At 66.3% G+C, this 18,095-nt stretch carries 6 protein-coding genes; all 6 read left to right on the top strand.

Annotated elements, in window-relative coordinates:
• Positions 1-32 precede the first annotated feature (32 nt).
• The 6 genes from IF690_RS18095 (at position 33) to IF690_RS18070 (ending at position 18,041) form a co-directional block, all read left to right on the top strand.
• Positions 33-1,013, top strand: coding sequence for a sugar-binding transcriptional regulator (locus IF690_RS18095; RefSeq protein ID WP_202696780.1), 981 nt, complete (start codon positions 33-35; stop codon positions 1,011-1,013).
• A 431-nt stretch (positions 1,014-1,444) separates the two neighbouring features.
• On the top strand, positions 1,445-3,007 hold the full coding sequence (locus IF690_RS18090) for a TerC family protein (protein WP_202696779.1): 1,563 nt from the start codon (positions 1,445-1,447) through the stop codon (positions 3,005-3,007).
• A 270-nt stretch (positions 3,008-3,277) separates the two neighbouring features.
• A complete protein-coding gene (locus IF690_RS18085; RefSeq protein ID WP_202696778.1) occupies positions 3,278-5,389 on the top strand; it encodes a peptidase domain-containing ABC transporter in 2,112 nt (703 codons plus the stop codon).
• Complete coding sequence (locus IF690_RS18080; protein ID WP_252189495.1) at positions 5,389-6,774, top strand: HlyD family type I secretion periplasmic adaptor subunit; 1,386 nt, start codon at positions 5,389-5,391, stop codon at positions 6,772-6,774. The genes IF690_RS18085 and IF690_RS18080 overlap by 1 nt, the downstream gene beginning before the upstream one ends.
• 2 nt (positions 6,775-6,776) lie before the next feature.
• On the top strand, positions 6,777-8,918 hold the full coding sequence (locus IF690_RS18075) for a type I secretion system permease/ATPase (RefSeq protein WP_202696776.1): 2,142 nt from the start codon (positions 6,777-6,779) through the stop codon (positions 8,916-8,918).
• Between the two features lie 147 nt (positions 8,919-9,065).
• Positions 9,066-18,041, top strand: a complete 8,976-nt coding sequence (locus IF690_RS18070) for a TcdA/TcdB pore-forming domain-containing protein (RefSeq protein WP_202696775.1) — start codon at positions 9,066-9,068, stop codon at positions 18,039-18,041.
• Positions 18,042-18,095 lie beyond the last annotated feature (54 nt).

The raw sequence follows: 18,095 nt of genomic DNA, 5'->3' as shown, positions 1-18,095 counted from the left end.
CGCCTTTGATGCCCATACGGAAGCCAGTCCACATGAGTGACAGTACCCCGCGCGGAGCCAGCGACATCGATCTGATGACCGAGGTGGCGATGCTCTATTACCTTGAGAACGTCACTCAGGAGGCCATCGCCAAGCGCTTCGATCTGTCCCGGGCCAAGGTCAGCCGCCTGCTCAAGCGAGCGCGGGACGAAGGCATAGTCGAAGTCCGGGTGCTGCAGCATCCGGCGATGAACAACGAGCTGGAGCAGGCGCTGGTGGAGCGTTTCCAGCTGGATCGGGCGCTGATCGCGGTCGACCACAGCGACCCCGACACCCAGCGCTCGGCGGTGGCCAGCCTGGTGGCCAACTACCTGAACAAGACCCTGAGCGATGGCATGATCGTCGCCGTCGGCATGGGCCGCAATGTCGGCGCGGTGGCCGACAACGTGTTCCTGCCGGTGACCCGCAACTGCACCTTCGTCTGCGCCATCGGCGGCTCGTTGCGCGCCGGCGAGTACATGAACCCCGACCATATCTGCCGGCGCCTGGCCCTGCGTTTCGGCGCGGAGAGCGAAACCCTGTACGCCCCGGCGCTGGTGGCCAACCCGGAACTGCGCAGCGTGCTGATCAGCAACGACACCGTGCGCTCGACCCTGGACCGCGCCCGGCGCGCCGACATCGCGTTGATCGGCATCGGCGACATGAGCGAGAACAGCAACATGGTGCGCATGGGCTGGTTCTCGCCCCAGGAAATCGCCCAGGCGCGGCTGTCCGGTACCGTGGGCGACATGATGGGCTACGACTTCATCGACATTCATGGCCAGCCGGCGGTCAACGCCATCCAGGGCCGGGTGATCGGCCTGACCGTGCAGGAGCTGCTGCGCATTCCCGATGTGGTGGCCATCGCTAGTGAGAACACCAAGGCCGCCGCGACCCTCGGCGCCTTGCGCTCCGGGGTGATCAATACCCTGGCGACCACCGTGACCAATGCCCATACCATCCTTGCGCTGGACGATGCGACGCGTAAGGGCTGAGGTCGTCAGGGCGCATCATGAACCAGCCCGCTCTTGCAGAAAATCGCCTTTGCAGGAGCGGGCCGGCTCGCGATGGCGCGGGTCCGGGCAGCCCCCGATAAGATCTTGAAATGATTTCCTCATAGGAAATTTCCCTTGAGGTTGTAGGATTCAAGTCCGTTTTTCTTCACAGGACTTGCATGAACACCCTCTCGGAGCCTCCCAGTCGTCCTTGTTCCTGGACGTCTCATTCTTTCCCCGTTCGATCCGCCTCGCGGCGCCTTTCGCCAGTCATAAGGCGCGGCCGTTACCCCGAACCTGCTGTTTTTCGCTGCTCGCCGCCGGTTGTCGCAACCGTTGGGCGCTGGCCTGCGTTCGCTGTTCAAAGGCCTTGTGGCCTTGCCTTGCCGTGCCCGGCTGTCTGAATTCACTGGAGAGATAGAGTCGATTTTATGGAATGGATAATGGACCCCACGGCCTGGCTTGGCCTGTTGACCCTGATCGTGCTGGAGCTGGTGCTGGGTATCGACAACCTGGTGTTTATCGCGATCCTCGCGGACAAGTTGCCGCCCCACCAGCGTGACCGCGCGCGGATCATCGGCCTGTCCCTGGCGCTGATCATGCGCCTGGGCCTGCTGGCGAGCATTTCCTGGTTGGTGACCCTGACCGCGCCGCTGTTCGAGGTGTTCGGCAAGAGCTTCTCCGGCCGTGACCTGATCATGCTGTTCGGGGGTGTGTTCCTGTTGTTCAAGGCCACCATGGAATTGCATGAGCGCCTGGAAGGCCATGTCAGCCAGCGCACCGGCAACGCCGCTTACGCCCTGTTCTGGCCGATCGTCGCGCAGATCGTGGTGCTGGACGCGGTGTTCTCCCTGGACGCGGTGATCACCGCCGTGGGCATGGTCGACGAGCTGGCGGTGATGATGATCGCGGTGATCATTTCCATCGGCCTGATGATTGTCGCCAGCAAGCCGCTGACCCGCTTCGTCAACGCCCACCCGACGGTGATCATGCTGTGCCTGGGCTTCTTGATGATGATCGGTTTTGCCCTGACCGCCGAAGGCCTGGGCTTCCACATTCCCAAAGGCTACCTGTACGCGGCCATCGGTTTCTCGATCCTGATCGAGGGGTTCAACCAGATCGCCCGTGCCCGCCGCAAGAAATCCATGCAGGGCCTGCGGCCGATACGGGAACGCACGGCCCATGCGGTGATGCGTTTGCTGGGCGGTCGCCAGTTGGCGGCGGAGGAGGTGGGCGAGGAGATCGTCGACCTGCTGGACAATGGCCAGGCGCCGAGCGCCGAGCTGTTCGACCGCCGCGAGCGGGTGATGATCAGCGGCGTGCTGCAACTGGCCGAGCGACCGATCCGCAGCCTGATGACCGTGCGCGCCAACGTCGACTGCATCGACCTGGCCGACGATGCCGAAGCCATCCGCAACACCCTGATGCATTCGTCCTACTCGCGCCTGCCGCTGATTCGCGACGGCGCGGTGGAAGAGCCGCTGGGCTTCGTGCACAAGAAGGAACTGCTCAAGGAATACCTGGCCGGCAACGAGCCGAACCTGGAGCACCTGGCGCGCACGGCGATCAACCTGCTCGACAGCTTCTCGATCCTCAATGCCCTGGAACAGATGCGCAAGGCTTCGACCCACATCGCGTTCGTGATCAACGAATTCGGTGACTTCGTCGGCGTGCTGAGCATGACCGACATCCTCGAATCCATCGCCGGCGAGCTGCCCGACGCCAGCGAAATCGAAGGCCCGGACATTGTCGAGGAACAGGGTGGTTTCATGGTCAGCGGCGCCTTGAACCTGGCGCAGATCCGCCAGCGCACCGGCTTCAACGCCGAAGCCACCGAGGACTACCAGACCCTGGCCGGGCTGGTGATGAGCCTGCTGGACCGCTTGCCGGTGATTGGCGACCGGTTGCAATGGCAGGACTGGACGCTGCAGGTGGTGACGGTGGAGGAGCGGCGGGTGACCCGGGTGCTGATGCACAGGCCGGATGCCGCCTGAGCCATGAGCTGACAGAAAGCCGGACGCGAGTCCGGTTTTTTTTTGCCTGGAATATGACCGGCCACCCGAGCCCGAGGTGGCGTTGCGGTTGATTAAGTTTTGCTTAAAAGCTTTCAATCCTGCGGCTGATTATCATTCCCGCGCAGCTGCCGCAGACTGGTTTCGTATCTCCATGCACCCTTGTTCTTGCCGCGAGGGTCTTGAAACGAGCGATCTATGCCAGTCAATCCCGCAACACCCCCGCTGCCAGCCCCTGTCGAATGTCCCGCCATGGCGGAGCGCTCCGCCACGGCGGCCGTCCATTCGGCCCTGGCCTGTTGCCAACTGCTGCTGCAACTGACCCGGGAGCGTGCGCCACAGGCCGCCGAACCGGGAAACGAGCGTGACCTGCGTCGGGCAGTCAAGGACTACGCCCGGGACGCCGGCGTCGAACTGCGCCTCGAGCGTCTGGCGCTGGCCCGGCTGAGTCCGAAGATGCTGCCCCTGGTCTGGCGTGAGCGCGGTGGCGCTTTCGTCCTGCTGGCCCGGCTGTCCGACGCCCAGGCGCTGGTGCAACGACCTTCGGCGCCGACCCCGGAGGTGCTCGAGCGTGCGCAGTTGGCCGAGGCGTGGAGCGGCGAAGTGATCCGCCTGCGCCAGGGCGGCCTGCGCTTCGATCTGTCCTGGTTCGTTCCGGAGCTGCTGCGCCACCGGCGGATACTCGGTGAAGTGTTGTTGTGCTCGTTGCTGCTGCAAGTGTTGGCCCTGGCGACTCCGTTGTTCTTCCAGGCGGTGATGGACAAGGTCATGGTGCACCGGGCGCTGTCGACCCTCGACGTGCTGGTGATGACCCTGGTGGCGGTCGGCCTGTTCGAAGTGCTGCTCAAGGGCTTGCGCGAATACCTCTCGGCGCACACCGCCAATCGCATCGACATCGGCCTGGGGGTCAAGCTGTTCCGCCATCTGCTCGGCCTGCCGCTGCTGTACTTCAAGCAGCGTCAAGTAGGCGCGATCATCACCCGGGTCCAGGAGCTGGACAGCATCCGCGAGTTCCTCACCGGTTCCCTGCTGACCCTGTGCGTGGATGTGGCCTTCACCCTGGTGTTCTTCGCGGTCATGGCCTGGATCTCCTGGCCGTTGACGCTGCTGGTGCTGGCGACCCTGCCGCTGTATGGGCTGCTGGCCTGGGCCAGCAGCGGGCCGCTGGAGAAGCGCATCGAGCGGCAGTTCCACAGCGCCGCGCGCAACACGGCCTTTCTCAATGAAAGCGTCAGCAGCAGTGAAACCATCAAGAGCCTGGCGGTGGAGCCGCGCATGCAACGGCGCTGGGAGGCGCAGACGGCGCAGATGGTCGAGGCCGGTTTCGCCAGCCAGACCCTGGGCAGCGCGATCAGCCAGATGGTCACGCTGTTGCAGAAAGTCACCGCGGTGGCGGTGATCTGCTGGGGGGCGGGCAAGGTCATCGACCTGCAGATGACCATCGGCCAGTTGATCGCCTTCAACATGATGCTGTCCCACGTCAGCCAGCCCCTGGCCAAGCTGATCGAGGTCTGGCAGCAGTTCGTCCGGGTGCGGGTGTCGGTGGACAAGCTGGGGGACATGCTCAACCTGCCGGTGGAGCAGGCCGAGGGCGACCAGCACCCGGCGCAGGCCCTGCGCGGCGAAGTGCGCATCGAGCAACTGGCGTTCCGCTACCGCCCGGAACTGGACCTGGTGCTGCGCGGCCTGGACCTGCATATCGAAGCCGGCCAGACCCTGGGCATCGTCGGGCCGTCCGGGTCCGGCAAGAGCACGCTGACCCGCCTGCTGCAAAAGCTCTACACCCCCGATGCCGGGCGCATCCTGATCGACGGCGTGCCGCTTGCGCAGTTGCAGCCGGCCTGGTTGCGCAGCCAGATCGGCGTGGTGCTGCAGGAAAACTACCTGTTCAACCGCAGCGTGCGGCACAACATCGCCCTGCGCCATCCTACGGCTTCCCTGGAAAGCGTGATCGCCGCGGCGCGCCTGGCCGGCGCCCATGATTTCATCCTGCGCCTGCCGCTGGGCTACGACACCGTGCTGGCCGAGGCCGGCAGTTCGTTGTCCGGTGGCCAACGGCAACGCATCGCCATTGCCCGGGCGCTGATGGGCGATCCGCGGATCCTGATTTTCGACGAGGCCACCAGCGCCCTGGACGACGAATCCCAGGCGCTGATCCAGGACAACATGGCGCGCATCGCCGAGGGTCGCACGGTGATCGTCATCGCCCACCGCCTGTCCGCGGTCCGCCATTGCCAACGCATCATCGCCCTGGAGCAGGGGCGTATCAGCGAGTCGGGCAGCCACCACGCGCTGCTGGCCAACGGCGGTTGTTATTCACGCTTGTGGACGTTGCAACAGGCGCTGCGCAAGGAGGCCGAATGATGCGCAGCTCATTCCTGACCCCTTTGCGGCGCGCCTGGCACAACCTGCGCCAGGCACCGGCGCTGCGCGGGCGCAGCCGCGACGAGTACGAGTTCCAGCCCGGTTACCTGGAGATCGTCGAGCGCCCGCCCGCGCCCTGGGCGCGGGGCACGGCACTGGTATTGATCCTGTCGATCCTGCTGGCCCTGGGCTGGGCGATCCTCGGCTTCCTCGACATTCACGCCAGCGCCGCCGGGCGCCTGATGGTGTCCAGCTACACCAAGGTGATCCAGGCCCATGAGGCGGGGGAAGTGCGGGCCATCCATGTGCGCGACGGGCAGCGGGTCAAGGCCGGCGACGTGCTGGTGGCGCTGAACCCGATCGGCATCGACGCCGAATTGAGCGAGTTGCGCGCGCAACTGGCGTTCAAGCGCCTGGAGCTGGCCCGGGCCCGCGCGCTGCTGAGCCCGGACCCGCTGGGCAGTTACCAGGCGCCCCCCGGCCTGGACGCGGAACAGCTCGCGGCGGCGCGGGAACAGTTGGCGAGCACCTGGAAGGAGATCCGCGCCAACCTCGACAGTCTCAACGCCGAGATCGCCATCAACCAGGCCAGCCAGCAGGCCCGCAACAGCGAGATCGCCGCCCTGGGCAAGTTGGCCGGCAACGTGCGCCGTCGCCTCGATGCGCGCCGCGCAATGGCGGCCGAACAACTGATGCCACGGGTCGAACTGCTGGAACAGGAAAAGGAGCAGCTGGAGGTCGAGCGTTCCCTGGCCCAGCAACATGCCGAGCTGCAGGTGCTCAAGGCCCAGGCACAGAACCGCCGGGAGCAACGCGACAGCTTCCTGGCCAGGACCCAGCGCGAGCAGCATGAGCTGCTCAACCGCAGCCGCCAGGATGTCGCGGTGCTCGAACAGCAACTGATCCGCGGCCGCGACCGCCAGCGCCTGCAAACCCTGCTGGCGCCGGTGGATGGCGTGGTCCAGCAACTGGCGGTGCACACCCTGGGCGGCGCGGTGCAGCCGGCGCAGCAACTGCTGGTGATCGTGCCCGAGGGGGCCGAGCTGGATGCCGAGGTCATGGTGCTGAACAAGGACGTCGGTTTTGTCAGGGCCGGCCAGCCGGTGGAGATCAAGGTCGACGCCTTTCCCTACACCCGCTACGGCACCTTGCGTGGCACGGTCGACCATGTTTCCGGCGACGCCATCAAGGACGAACAGTTGGGCCTGGTGTTCCCCACCCGGATTCGCCTGGAGCGGGCCGCGATCGCCGCGGGGCAGGGCTGGATGCCCTTGCAGGCCGGGATGAGCGTGACCGGCGAGATCCGCACCGGCGAGCGGCGGGTGATCAATTACCTGCTGGGGCCGATCCGCGAGTATCAGTCCGAAGCGTTGCGGGAGCGTTGAGCATGACCACAGCCTTCACGCCCGCGGCCGAACAGTCGCCGACGGTGCTCGATACCGGCTTGCACGCGCTGGCCTGGGCCGCCCGGCGTTTCGACCTGAGCATCAGCGCCGAGCAACTGAACCATCGTCTGGGGCGGGTCGAGGGCCTGGCCGACAGCCTCGATCTGCGGCGCTGCGCCGGCTGGATCGGCCTGCGGGCGCGGGCCGTGCAAAGCCAGGTGCGGCGCTTGCAGCACCTGCCGCTGCCGGCCTTGCTGGAAACCACCCAGGGCTGGGCGGTGCTGGACGCGGTGGACGCTGATCAGGTGCGGTTGTTCTGGCCGCTGCTGGGGCAGTGCCAGAGCTTGTCTCGCGAGGAGCTTGAAACGCTCTGGCAAGGCCAGGTGCTGCTGCTCGCCGAGCAGCATGTCGAGCGCAAGGCGCCGGGTTTTGGTATTGGCTGGTTCCTGCCGTCGATCCTCAAGCACGGGCGGCAGTTTCGCAGCGTGCTGCTGGTGTCGCTGATGCTGCAAGGGGTGGCGCTGGTCACGCCGCTGCTGTTCGAGAACATCATCGACCGGGTCCTGGTCAGCCGCGGCCTGTCCAGCCTGCAGGTGCTGGGCATCGCCATGCTGGCCCTGGCGTTGTTCGAGCCCTTGTTCGGCTTCCTGCGTTCCTGGCTGTTCGGCAATGTGGCGAGCAAGATCAACGCCGAGTTGTCCGCGCGCCTCTACCAGCATCTGATCCAGCTGCCGCTGGGGTATTTCCAGGGCCGGCAGACCGGCGAAATCATCGCCCGGGTCGGCGAGATGCAACAGATCCGCCAGTTCCTCACCGGCTCGGCCCTGACCCTGGTGCTGGACCTGGCCTTCTGCGGGCTGTTCATCGCCGTGATGTATGCCTACGCGCCGTTACTGACGTGGGTGGTGGTCGGTTCCCTGGTCTTGTACTTCCTGTTCTGGCTGTGCGTCGGGCCCTTGTTGCGCAGCCGGGCGCTGCGCGAATACGAGGCGAATGCGGCGAACACGGCGTTTCTCACTGAGGCCGTGACCGGCATCGAGACCATCAAGACCGGGGCCATCGAAAGCGGCTTCCAGCAGCAGTGGCAACGGCAGTTGGCGGCTTATGTGCGCGCGGCGTTCCACACGCGCATCGTCGGCATCTGGGCCGGGCAGGGCATTGGCCTGATCCAGAAACTCACCGCGGCGCTGTTGCTGTGGTGGGGGGTGATGCTGGTGCTGGACGGCCAGTTGAGCCCCGGCCAACTGGTGGCCTTCAACATGCTGGCCGGGCATGTGGTGGAGCCGATCCTGCGCCTGGCCCAGGTCTGGCAGGACTTCCAGCACACCCTGATTTCCCTGCGCCGCCTGGGCGACATTCTCGACACCGAGTGCGAAAGCGGCAGCGGCGGCCTGGCCTCGGTGCCGGCGTTGCAGGGCGGGGTGAGTTTCCAGGGGGTGCGCTTTCGTTACGAGGAAGACGGCCAGGAGATCCTGCGCAACCTCGACCTGGAGATCCGGCCGGGGGAGTTCGTCGGCATCACCGGGCCTTCCGGCTCCGGCAAGTCGACCCTGACCCGCCTGCTCCAGCGGCTCTATGTGCCCCAGCACGGCCGGGTGCTGGTGGACGGCATCGACCTGGCCATCGCCGACCCGGTGGCCCTGCGCCGCAACATGAGCGTGGTGCTCCAGGAAAGCGTGCTGTTCGCCGGCAGCGTCGCGGAAAACATCCGCCTGTGCCGGCCCCAGGCCAGCGATGCCGAGGTGCGCCAGGCCGCCAGCCTGGCGGGGGCGGCGTCCTTTATCGAAGCCCTGGCCCAGGGCTACGAGACCCAGGTCGGCGAGCGCGGCGGCCAGCTGTCCGGCGGCCAGCGCCAGCGCATCGCCCTGGCCCGGGCCCTGCTCACCAACCCCGGGATCCTGTTGCTGGACGAGGCCACCAGCGCCCTGGACTACGAGTCGGAAGCGGCGGTGATGGCCAACCTGCAAGGCATCACCCGCGGCCGCACGGTGATCAGCGTCGCCCATCGCCTCAATACCCTGCGCCACGCCGACCGCATCCTGGTCATCGACCAGGGACGGGTGCTCGAACAGGGCTCCCACGAACAGCTGCTCGCCCTGGACGGGCTGTATGCCCGGCAGTGGGCTTTGCAGATGAAGGATTGAACCCACTGACCGCAGGAGTACCGACGAACCAGGCATGCCTCCCCACCCCCGGATACCTACCCCGGAAAACCACCCGGAGACTCATCCCGATAGGCAGCCTTTCGCCACGCGAAGGGCTTGGCTCAAAACAGACAAAGGATCACTGCAATGACTTCCATGTCCAAGGATTTCACGCGCCTGCTCAATACCCTGATCGATCGACAGGTCAAGGCGGCAGGCCGGCAAACCGAATGGTTCAACATGAGCGCCGCCGAGCGCGCCGAGTACGTCGCCCAGGTCGGCGAACGCCTGCAGCAAATGCAGCAGAGCACCCTCAGCGTGCTGGCCGCCCAGCACTATCAGATGCAGGACAACCCGGTCTCGGTCGGCGACCAGTTGCAGACGCTGCAGCAACGTCGCGAGCAGATGAACGCCATCGCCGACACCCCGGCGACCGTGGCCTACAAGCAGCAGCTGGACCGCGACATTCGGCTGTACAGCCGCCAGCAGACGGCCGTCACTCACTACGACAGCACCTGGAACAAGGCCCTGGGCGTGCTCAGCCCCGGTGGCGCCAAGCAGCTGGAAATCAAGGGCCTGAAGGCCGATGCCCTGGCCAAGCAGAACAAGCTCGCTGGGCGGATCAAACTGCTGGAGCAGAAGCTGGCGGTCCAGGTGGCCGACTCCACCTTCAGCCAGCCATACGTGACGCTGTTCTCCGAGTTGCAGGCCTACAAGGAGGTCAGTGCCCGCTACAACACCTTGCTCAAGGCCGCGCCCGAACAGCAAGGCGCGGCCCTCGGCGCCCTGGCCAAGGCGCCCCGGGCTTCCGACGATCTGCCGGTGAACATTTCCCTGCTGATGATGGAAGAGCGCCCCGGCTACATCCGCATGAACGTGGCGCTGGTCAATGCCAGTACCGACGGGCGCTTCAAGGACTTCTTCCTGGAGAACGGCCGGCTGGTGGTGCCCACCGACGGGGTGCTGAACTTTTCCTTCGGCACCGCGGCCCGTTCCCTGGCCTGGCAGCAACAGTACCGGCTGAAGAACGAGCCGCCGTCCTTCCGTTCGCCGACCTATGCGCCGATTCGCTCGGTGCTGGTCAAGACCGCCTTCGTCGAGCAGTACTTTGCCCACCATCTGGTGTCGGAAAGCTCCTTGCGTGAAGGCTTCAAGGCCCAGGTGCTGAGCAACGGCCGCAAGCTGCTGCTGACCAGCGTCGACCGCAAGGTGCCGAACCAGGTCGGCATCCAGGTTTCCGGGCAGTCGCCCACCACCACGGTCACCCGCGAGGTGCCACTGGCGGGCGCCCTGAGCGAGCTGATCAACCAGAACGCGGATATCGCCAGCTTCCAGACCATCGGCCTCGAAGGCTTTCGCCAGAACAGCTACCACCCGGACCGCGACGGGACTTTCGTCAACATTCATGAGCTGGAACGCTCGGTGGGTTTTGCCGAGCGCCAGTACCTGCTGGAAATGCCCCAGGACGGCGGCTACCGCGCCGCGACCCCGTTCGCGGTGATGACCGTCGAGGGCGACAAGGTCAGCAGCAGCCATTTGAGCAAGGCCCAGACCGACGCCCTGTATCAATACAACGCGGCCTTTTTCGACACACTGGAGCGGCTGCGCAACGACGGTATCAAGGCCAGCCGCCTGTTCGAAGGCAGCCGCGAGCGGACGCTGTTCGAGCAGCAATTGACGCGCCTGCTCGAGCGCAACCACATCACCCCGGCCGGGGTGCTGACGCCGGAACACACCCGCGCCAGCCTGCGCGATATCAAGGGCAACAACCTGAACAAGGTGTTGTGGGAACAGGCCTTCGCCGCGTCGGTCTGGCAGAGCCGGGACAACGATGCGTTGTTGTTCGGCCTGGCGCAGAACCTGGTGAAGAACCAGGCGCTGGCCAAGGTCCTGCAAGGCGGTTATGTGCAGAGCGACATTGCCCAGGCCAAGTTGCTGCTGGCGCCGTTGTACGAGCAATGGCGGGCCCGGGCGGTCGACGCGGAAAACCGCCGGGTCGCCGCGGCCAACGCCGAGCAGCATCCCAATAACCCGAAAGTGCAGGTCTTCGATCAGGTGGCGGTCGAGCGCTCGCTGGACAGCCAACTGCTGACCCTGTTGCTGCAAGGCCCCGGGGCCCTGGAGAGCGTCGATGCAGCCTTGCGCCCGACCGTCGAGGCGCTGTTGGCGGGCAACGAGGGCCGCAGCCTGCGCAAGCAGGCGCTGTTCCATGCCCTGCGCCCGGTGGCCGACGGCTTGTCCAAGGCGGCGGTGCCGGTCAACCCCCATGCCGCGCTGACGGCGCCGGGCGGCGCCGACAAGGTGGTGATCAACAACCGGCTGAACCAGCCCGACCCTTACCTGATCCTCAATACCGACCCGGAGCGGGCCCAGGCCGATGCCTCGTTCCTGATCGAGGACGACAAGTACCGCAGCTACAGCCAGTTCCGCCCCGACCCCGAGAATGCCGCCACACGCTATATGAACGACCTGGACACGCCGTTCGTGGGCGGGATTTCCGGGACCACCCAGACCGTCAGCAATGCCTTGCCGGAGTTGTTCGGCGTCGCCCTGAGCGTCAAGCAGTACTGGCAGTTCCAGATGGCCAATGCGGCCTTCATGATCCGCAACGGCTATCACTCGTTCTTCGAGACCCTGTATGTCGCCGCCCGTTATGAACCCAAGGGCGAGGGCAGTATCGGCCAGGACCTGCTGCAGATGTTCGACCGCTACCGTGCCGAAGGCAGCCAGCAGGCGTTGCAGGGGGAGCTGTACGACGGGGTGATGGCCCGCGTGCTGCCTATCGTCAACGAAGGCCTGCCGGCGGCCGAGGAGTTCCATCCGCCGCGCTTTACCAACATCGGCCCGCTGCCCGCGCTATTGGGACAGGCGGCGCAGGACCTGCAGCTCAAGACCGGCCTGGCCTCGCTCGGCGCCGGGTTCGAACCGCGCCAGGGCAGCGCCGATATCCATCGGTTCGCCGCCGACCCCGTGCAGTTCGCCAAGACCCACACCCTCAGCGCCGAGGCGCTGGTCAAGTCGGGGCGCTTGCCGGCCCAGGGCAATGTGCAACTGGTGAAGGTGGCGCCGAACCTGTATGAGCTCGAATACACCGAGCACAGCGCCAATGACGTTGCCGGCAGCGGCGTCGACAGCGTGCCGGCGTATTTCCTCGGCTACAACGGCCCGAACCAGGCCAATGCCGCGCCGGCCTATGTGGATATTCCCAAGCATGCGGCCGCGGGCAGCTTCCTCTTCACCGGGACCTTGTCGGGCTGCTCGCTGGTGGTGACCAGCCTGGACGCCAACACCTTCCGGGTCTACCACGATGGTCGGGTCAACAGCTCGCTGCTGTACGACAATGTGGTGATGGCGGTCGACTACAAGGACTATCAGGTGGCCGGCACCGCCGAGGGCCTGGCCGCGGCCTACATGCAGTACGTCGATGGCCAGTGGCAGCTGGTGTTCCAGCGCCAGGAGTACCAGCGCGAAGGGCAGAGGGTCTGGCCGAAGCTGCGCGACGGCGCCGAGCCCCTGGCGATCCAGGTCGCCGACGCTCAGGTGGTGGAACGCAACCGGGCCGAGTTCGCCGCCTACCGCGAGCAGGTGCACCAGAACCTGAAGAAGGTCGCGGCCCAGTTCGGGGTGCCGGTCGACGGGGTGGCCGACGGTGTCTACGAAGGGGGCGCCTTCTCTCCCGAGCATCCGGCGATCGCCGCCTGGAACCAGCTGCGCGAAGCGGTCCAGGCCAAGGTCAATGCCGATATCCAACAGCTGGCCGACAAGCGCTACCAGCTTCAGCAAGACCGGCGCACGGCCAGCGACAAGGGCCTGATCGACCAGCAGATCAAGCAGCTCAACCTCACCCAGGACTACTACCGGGCGCAGTACGACCCGGTCCTGCGCGAAGCCGGCTCGGTGGAGAAGACCTGGCTCTGGCAGCAGATCAAGGCCAAGGACGGTACCGCCGCGGTGGTGCGTACCGACGATACGGCGATCCAGGGCGCAGGCGAGGAGCGCGCCAGCAGCGTCGGCGAGCGTTACGCGATTGCCGAGGCCTATCAGCGGGGGGCGCGCGGCACCGCGTTCAGCGACGGCTTGCGGGATTTCCGGCAGATCAAGATTCCCGGGGTGGACGACAAGATGTCGGCCCTGGAGATGAAGCGGCTGTTTCTCGAGGGCACGCTCAGCCCACGCGAGCGTGGCGCCCTGAGCGGTCGCATCAGCGAAACCGCCCAGGCCGAGTACATCGACAAGGTGCTGCGCCAGACCGCGGTGCTCAGCGAAGACTTCCACAAGGCCGGCAGTGTCTTCGGCCAGCTGGCACCGCAGGACTTCTACCTGTCGCTGGTGGGTGACCGCTCCGGTGGCCGTTGCTACCCCCTGGTCCGGGCGATGGCCGTGGCCCTGGCCAGTGGTGGCGAGGCCGGCGTCAACAGCCTGGTGCAGAAGCTGTTCCTGGCTTCCGCCGACCCGCAAGCGGGTAGCTCGACGCTGCTCAAGAACAGCCTGATCCGGCTGCACTCCAATGTCGAAGCGGTCCAGGCGTCGAAGGCGCTGGGACAGTTCAAGCTGACCGAGGTGGTCTCGCGGCTGGCCGCCGGCAGTGGCACCTCGATGTTCGCTCTCAACACCCAGAACCACTCGATGATGGTGGGCAGCACGCAGACCGCCGAAGGCCGGCGCTACTACTTCTATGACCCGAACGTGGGGATCTTCGCCTTCGACTCCACCAAGGCCCTGACCAAGGCCATGCAGCAGCACCTGGTGGAGCGCAAACTGGCCGCGCACTATGGCTCGTTCGGCAGCCAGTCGCAGCCGGCCTTCAACCTGATCCAGATCGACACCGACAAGATGGCCGAGGTGCCGGTGGGCAACGGGCTGAATGTCGCCGACCTGTCCCGGCCCGAGGAACTGGCCGGGGTCATCGGCCAGCAACGCCAGGTCGAGCAGGCCGTGGACGCTGGCCAGCGGGTCAGCGAAGACCTGCGCCTGGGGGCGGCGCTGACTACCCTGGACGCCGAGCAGTGGGGCGCGCGCTTCGAGGCCGCCAGCAGCCGGCTGATCCGGGAACACCAGTTGGGCAGCCAGTGGATACCGATCATTGCCACCACCGAGGAGCAGAAGGAGGGCGGCTACCGGGTGCAGTTCATCAACCGTGACCAACCCGAGCAGACCCGCTGGCTGGCCACCGACGATCGCACCTTTGTCGAGTTCCGGCGTTTCGTCGATCAGCACATGCGCGTGTTCAACGAGCACTTCACCCTGGAGCATGGCCAGATACGGCCCCGCGCCGGCGTCGGCGAAGCGGCGCCGGTGGATGGCCTGAACGCCGGCTTCGCGGTACAGACGCTGATCCAGTGGTTTGCCGACAAGAGCCGTAAAGACGCCGGCCAGGGCGCGGTTTCGCCGGACCTGGCCACCGCGCTGAAGATCCACAGCTACCTGGGCCTGGCGCAGATCGGCCATGGCACCTTGCAGGATGTGGCCAAGGTCACCGAACTGGTGCAGACCGCGTTGCGCGGTGAAGTGGTGGCCGCGCAAACCTCGCTCAAGGACTTTGCCTCGACCCTGGGCCACACCGTCAACGAAGGCGCGGGCGTGCTGTTTGGCGGGGCCATGGTCGGCCTGGATGCCTATGAACTGGCCCATGCCGAGAACGATGTGCAGAAGGCGGTGTTCGGCACCCAGCTGGCCTTCGACTCGGCCAGCTTCGTCACCGGCGCGGCCGGGGTCGGTGCCGGTTTGCTGGGGGCCTCGACGGCGGGCGCGGTACTGGGTGGCGCGGGGGTGATCCTCGGCGGCCTGGCGGTGGGCTTCACCGCCCTGGCCCAGGCCTTTGGCGCGGTGGCCGAAGACGCCAAGGCGGTCGGGCGCTATTTCGATACGCTCGACAAGGCCTACAAGGGCAATGGCTACCGCTACGACGCGGACAAGAAGGTGCTGGTGCCGCTGCCCGGCGCGGTGGTCAAGCGCCTGGACCTGCGCGACAACCAGATCGGTTTCGACAGCCAGTACATTTACCGCACCCACCACGGCTCCACCGGTTCCGGGGCGATCAACTACTTCTTCTGGGCCGGGGATTTCCCACGGATGATCCACGACCGTGGCCAGGCGATCGAGGTGCGTAGCGGCATCGGCTACAAGGACGCCACGCGCACGCTGGAGCATGGCGACAGCACGGCGGTGATCCTGCCGGGTACGCCCAAGTCCTACATCAGCTACGAGTACATGATCCTGCCGGGGTCCACCACCCGGCATGACACCGGCTTCGACGTGATCCGCAGGCTCGAGGAGGACCGGCGCTTCGACTACGACTTCTACATCTTCCCGAGCGAGGAGACGATCCGGCGGATTCGCCAGGAATACGTCGACACCCCGATCGAGGTGCTGCTCGATTCGCGCGACCGGCAACTGGTGATCCCCGAACTGCCCAAGGAGCTGCACGGCTATCTGAACTACCAGATCAAGGGCGCGGGCGGGCGTTATCTGGTCGGCCTCAATGAAGGCACCCGGGTCGATCTGTCCAGCGAGGCAGGCACGCCGTCGCGCTGGATCATCGACAGCAGCCAGCTGGCGAGCGAGAGCATCAGCGTGTCGAAGGACCAGCTGGTGGTCGGCGGCGTGGTGGTCAAGCTCGACCCGGCCCGCAACGGCCAGGTGCTGGTGGTCAACGCCAAGGGCGAGATGCGCGAAGTCGATTTCGCCGGCCTGAGCACCCGGGTGGTGGAGGAAGACGCGAGCAAATGGCAGCTGCCTGGCCAGCGTATCGAACAGCACCTGAGCGAGCTGGCCAAGGCCCATCAACTGCACGGTCAGTACGTGGTCGTGGATAACTACAGCCACGAGGGGCGCAAGGTCGGCCGGGCGTTCTACGACGTGGCCAAGGACCGCATGCTGTTCACCGACACCCCGGTGGAACAGGCCAGGAACGCCCAGTTGGGGGCGGTGGTCGGCGAGCATGCCTACTTCGTCGACGCCGAGAACGCCGCAGCGTGGCGGGTCGAGATCGCCACCGGCAAGGTCGACGCGCAGTTCGCCCCGTCCTTCAACCAGAGCGCGGGCCGGATCAGCCGGTTCTGGCAAGAGGGCGACGCGGTCTACCTGGCCCGTCGTTATCAGCTCAAGGAGCGCGAGGCCGAGCTGAACTTCCGCATCATCGGTGACCGGATGGAGCTGGTCGGGGTGGTCGGCGATGACGCATTGCTGCAACTGTCGGCACGCACCGACCAGCATGGCGATGCGCTCAAGACCCTGCTCCAGGGCTACCAGAGCCAGGCCACGCAGCGCGCCACCCCGGTGTACAGCCTGGGCGCGCCGATGATGGAGCCGAGCGCCGCGGCGCTGGTGACGGTGTTTGGCCTGGATAACGCCAAAGTCGCGCACCGCTACTGGGTGCGCACCAGCGACGGCACGGTGATCAAGCCGAACCTGGCCCCCCCGGCGGGCCAGCCGCCGCTGGATGCCCAGGGCAAGCCCCAGAGCGCCTGGCCGATTCCGGCGGACCTGGTGTTCGCCGGCAGCCTGCCGCAGCCCGCCGGCCAGGAAGTGTTTTTCTTCTACAGCCAGAAGGAGAAGGTGCTGTTCCGCCAGGAAGGGCCGGGGCAGAAGGTCCTCGACGGCAGCCAGCCGAGCGCCTTGCGCCTGGCCACGCCGACCCTGGCCAATGTGCTCGAGCTCAACGGCCATCTGCTAGCCGTGACCGAGGACGGGCGTGTCGCGCGGATCGAGGCGAGCGGGCGCCTGAGCTATGAAGCGGTCAACGAGCATTGGCTCAAGGGGCGCAGCACCTGGTGGCAGGACCTGGCCAGTGTCAACGGCAGCAACGCCACCCTGGCGGTCTTCGGGGCCAAGGCCGCCGACGGCAAAAGTGCGCTGCCGGTGTGGTACCACAACGGCCTGGTGATCGTGGCGGCGCCGGCGCTGCAGGGCAAGCCGCTGCAGTTTCTCGGCTTCGACAGCGCCAGCGCGCGGCTGTTCGAACCGGAGAGCGGCAAGCTCTACCTCCAGGCACCGATGACGTCCGAGGCGTTGGCGGCGGCATTCGGCGGCGACGAGGTGCTTGAGGCCTCGGTGCAATTGCCCGCCGCCACGCTGCTGATGCCCCAGGTGCAGTTGCGTTCGGCGGTCCAGGTGGATGCCGGGTTGCGGTTGACGACGGTGCAGGGCGAAATCCTGCTGCGCACCAACAGCGGCGATGTGCAGCTGGTGGCGGTCGACAAGGGCTGGCAGCAGCAACACCTGGGTAATCTGCCCCAGGCGCTGGCCAAAGTGACAGGGCAGTGGGGAGCCAAAGGGGTGTTGACCTTGCAAGGCGCCGACAGCCAGGGCTGGTTCGATGTCGCCAGCGCTCAGATGTTCGCCAGCACCGGCATTCCCGCCGCGAGCGACCTGCGCTTTATCGGGGTAGCCGCCGAATCGCAGCGCTCGGCCTACGTCTACAGCCCCACGGAGCAGGCGCTGTACAAGGTCAAGCAGGGGGCTGCGCAGAAGCTCGGGCACTACGGCAATGTCGAGCGTATCGGCTCCTCGCTGCTGCTTCAGGGCGGCGGCGCCGACCGTCAGGACGAGCTGGCGCCACCCTTGATCGCCGGGGTCGACAGCGTGGTGCTGCATGGCGGCGGTGCCAACGACACCTACCGCTTCAGCCCGGCGATGTGGGCGCACTACCGCACGGTGGTGATCGACAACGATGACCCGGGCCAGGCCCTGGACCGCCTGCTCCTGCCGGTGGCCGATGGCAAGAACGTCCTCGTCAGCCGTCAGGGCGAGGACGTGCTGCTGACCGACACGGGCAGCGGCACCGCGCTGGTGCTGCGCCAGGTGCTGGGCAGCCAGGCCGCGGCGCATCGGCATCTGCAGATCGAGCTGCAAGGCGACTCGTCGGTGATCAGTGTCGATCATCTGGTGAAGGGCTTTGCCCAGGCGGGCTCGACCAGGGACGCTTTGTTCGAGCTGTCCTCGCGCGAGCGCCAGGGCGTGCCGACGGCGAATGACAGCGCCTCGGTGACGCAGGCCGAGGGGCCCAGCCTGGCCAAGTTGAGCGGGGCCATGGCGGCCTTCGCCGACACCGGCGGTGCTCGTGAACATCTGCCGCAAAACCGTCAGGCCGCCCAGGCGGTGCTGGTGCCTTCACTGACCTGACCGCGCAGGAGCAACCACGGGAGGGGCGCAAAGCCTCTCCTGTCTCCGGCCGAA

The sequence above is a fragment of the Pseudomonas sp. SK3(2021) genome, assembly GCF_016772375.1.
GTDB classification, from domain to species: Bacteria; Pseudomonadota; Gammaproteobacteria; order Pseudomonadales; family Pseudomonadaceae; genus Aquipseudomonas; species Aquipseudomonas chlororaphis_I.
Note: the sequence above shows the minus strand (reverse complement) of the source record. Positions and strands in the feature narration are given on the sequence as shown.

Excerpts from the sequence above, each read along its gene's own strand:
- IF690_RS18095 (WP_202696780.1), top strand. The coding sequence starts at position 33 with ATGAGTGACAGTACCCCGCGCGGAGCCAGCGACATCGATCTGATGACC.
- IF690_RS18090 (WP_202696779.1), top strand. The coding sequence starts at position 1,445 with ATGGAATGGATAATGGACCCCACGGCCTGGCTTGGCCTGTTGACCCTG.
- IF690_RS18085 (WP_202696778.1), top strand. The coding sequence starts at position 3,278 with ATGGCGGAGCGCTCCGCCACGGCGGCCGTCCATTCGGCCCTGGCCTGT.
- IF690_RS18080 (WP_252189495.1), top strand. The coding sequence starts at position 5,389 with ATGCGCAGCTCATTCCTGACCCCTTTGCGGCGCGCCTGGCACAACCTG.
- IF690_RS18075 (WP_202696776.1), top strand. The coding sequence starts at position 6,777 with ATGACCACAGCCTTCACGCCCGCGGCCGAACAGTCGCCGACGGTGCTC.
- IF690_RS18070 (WP_202696775.1), top strand. The coding sequence starts at position 9,066 with ATGACTTCCATGTCCAAGGATTTCACGCGCCTGCTCAATACCCTGATC.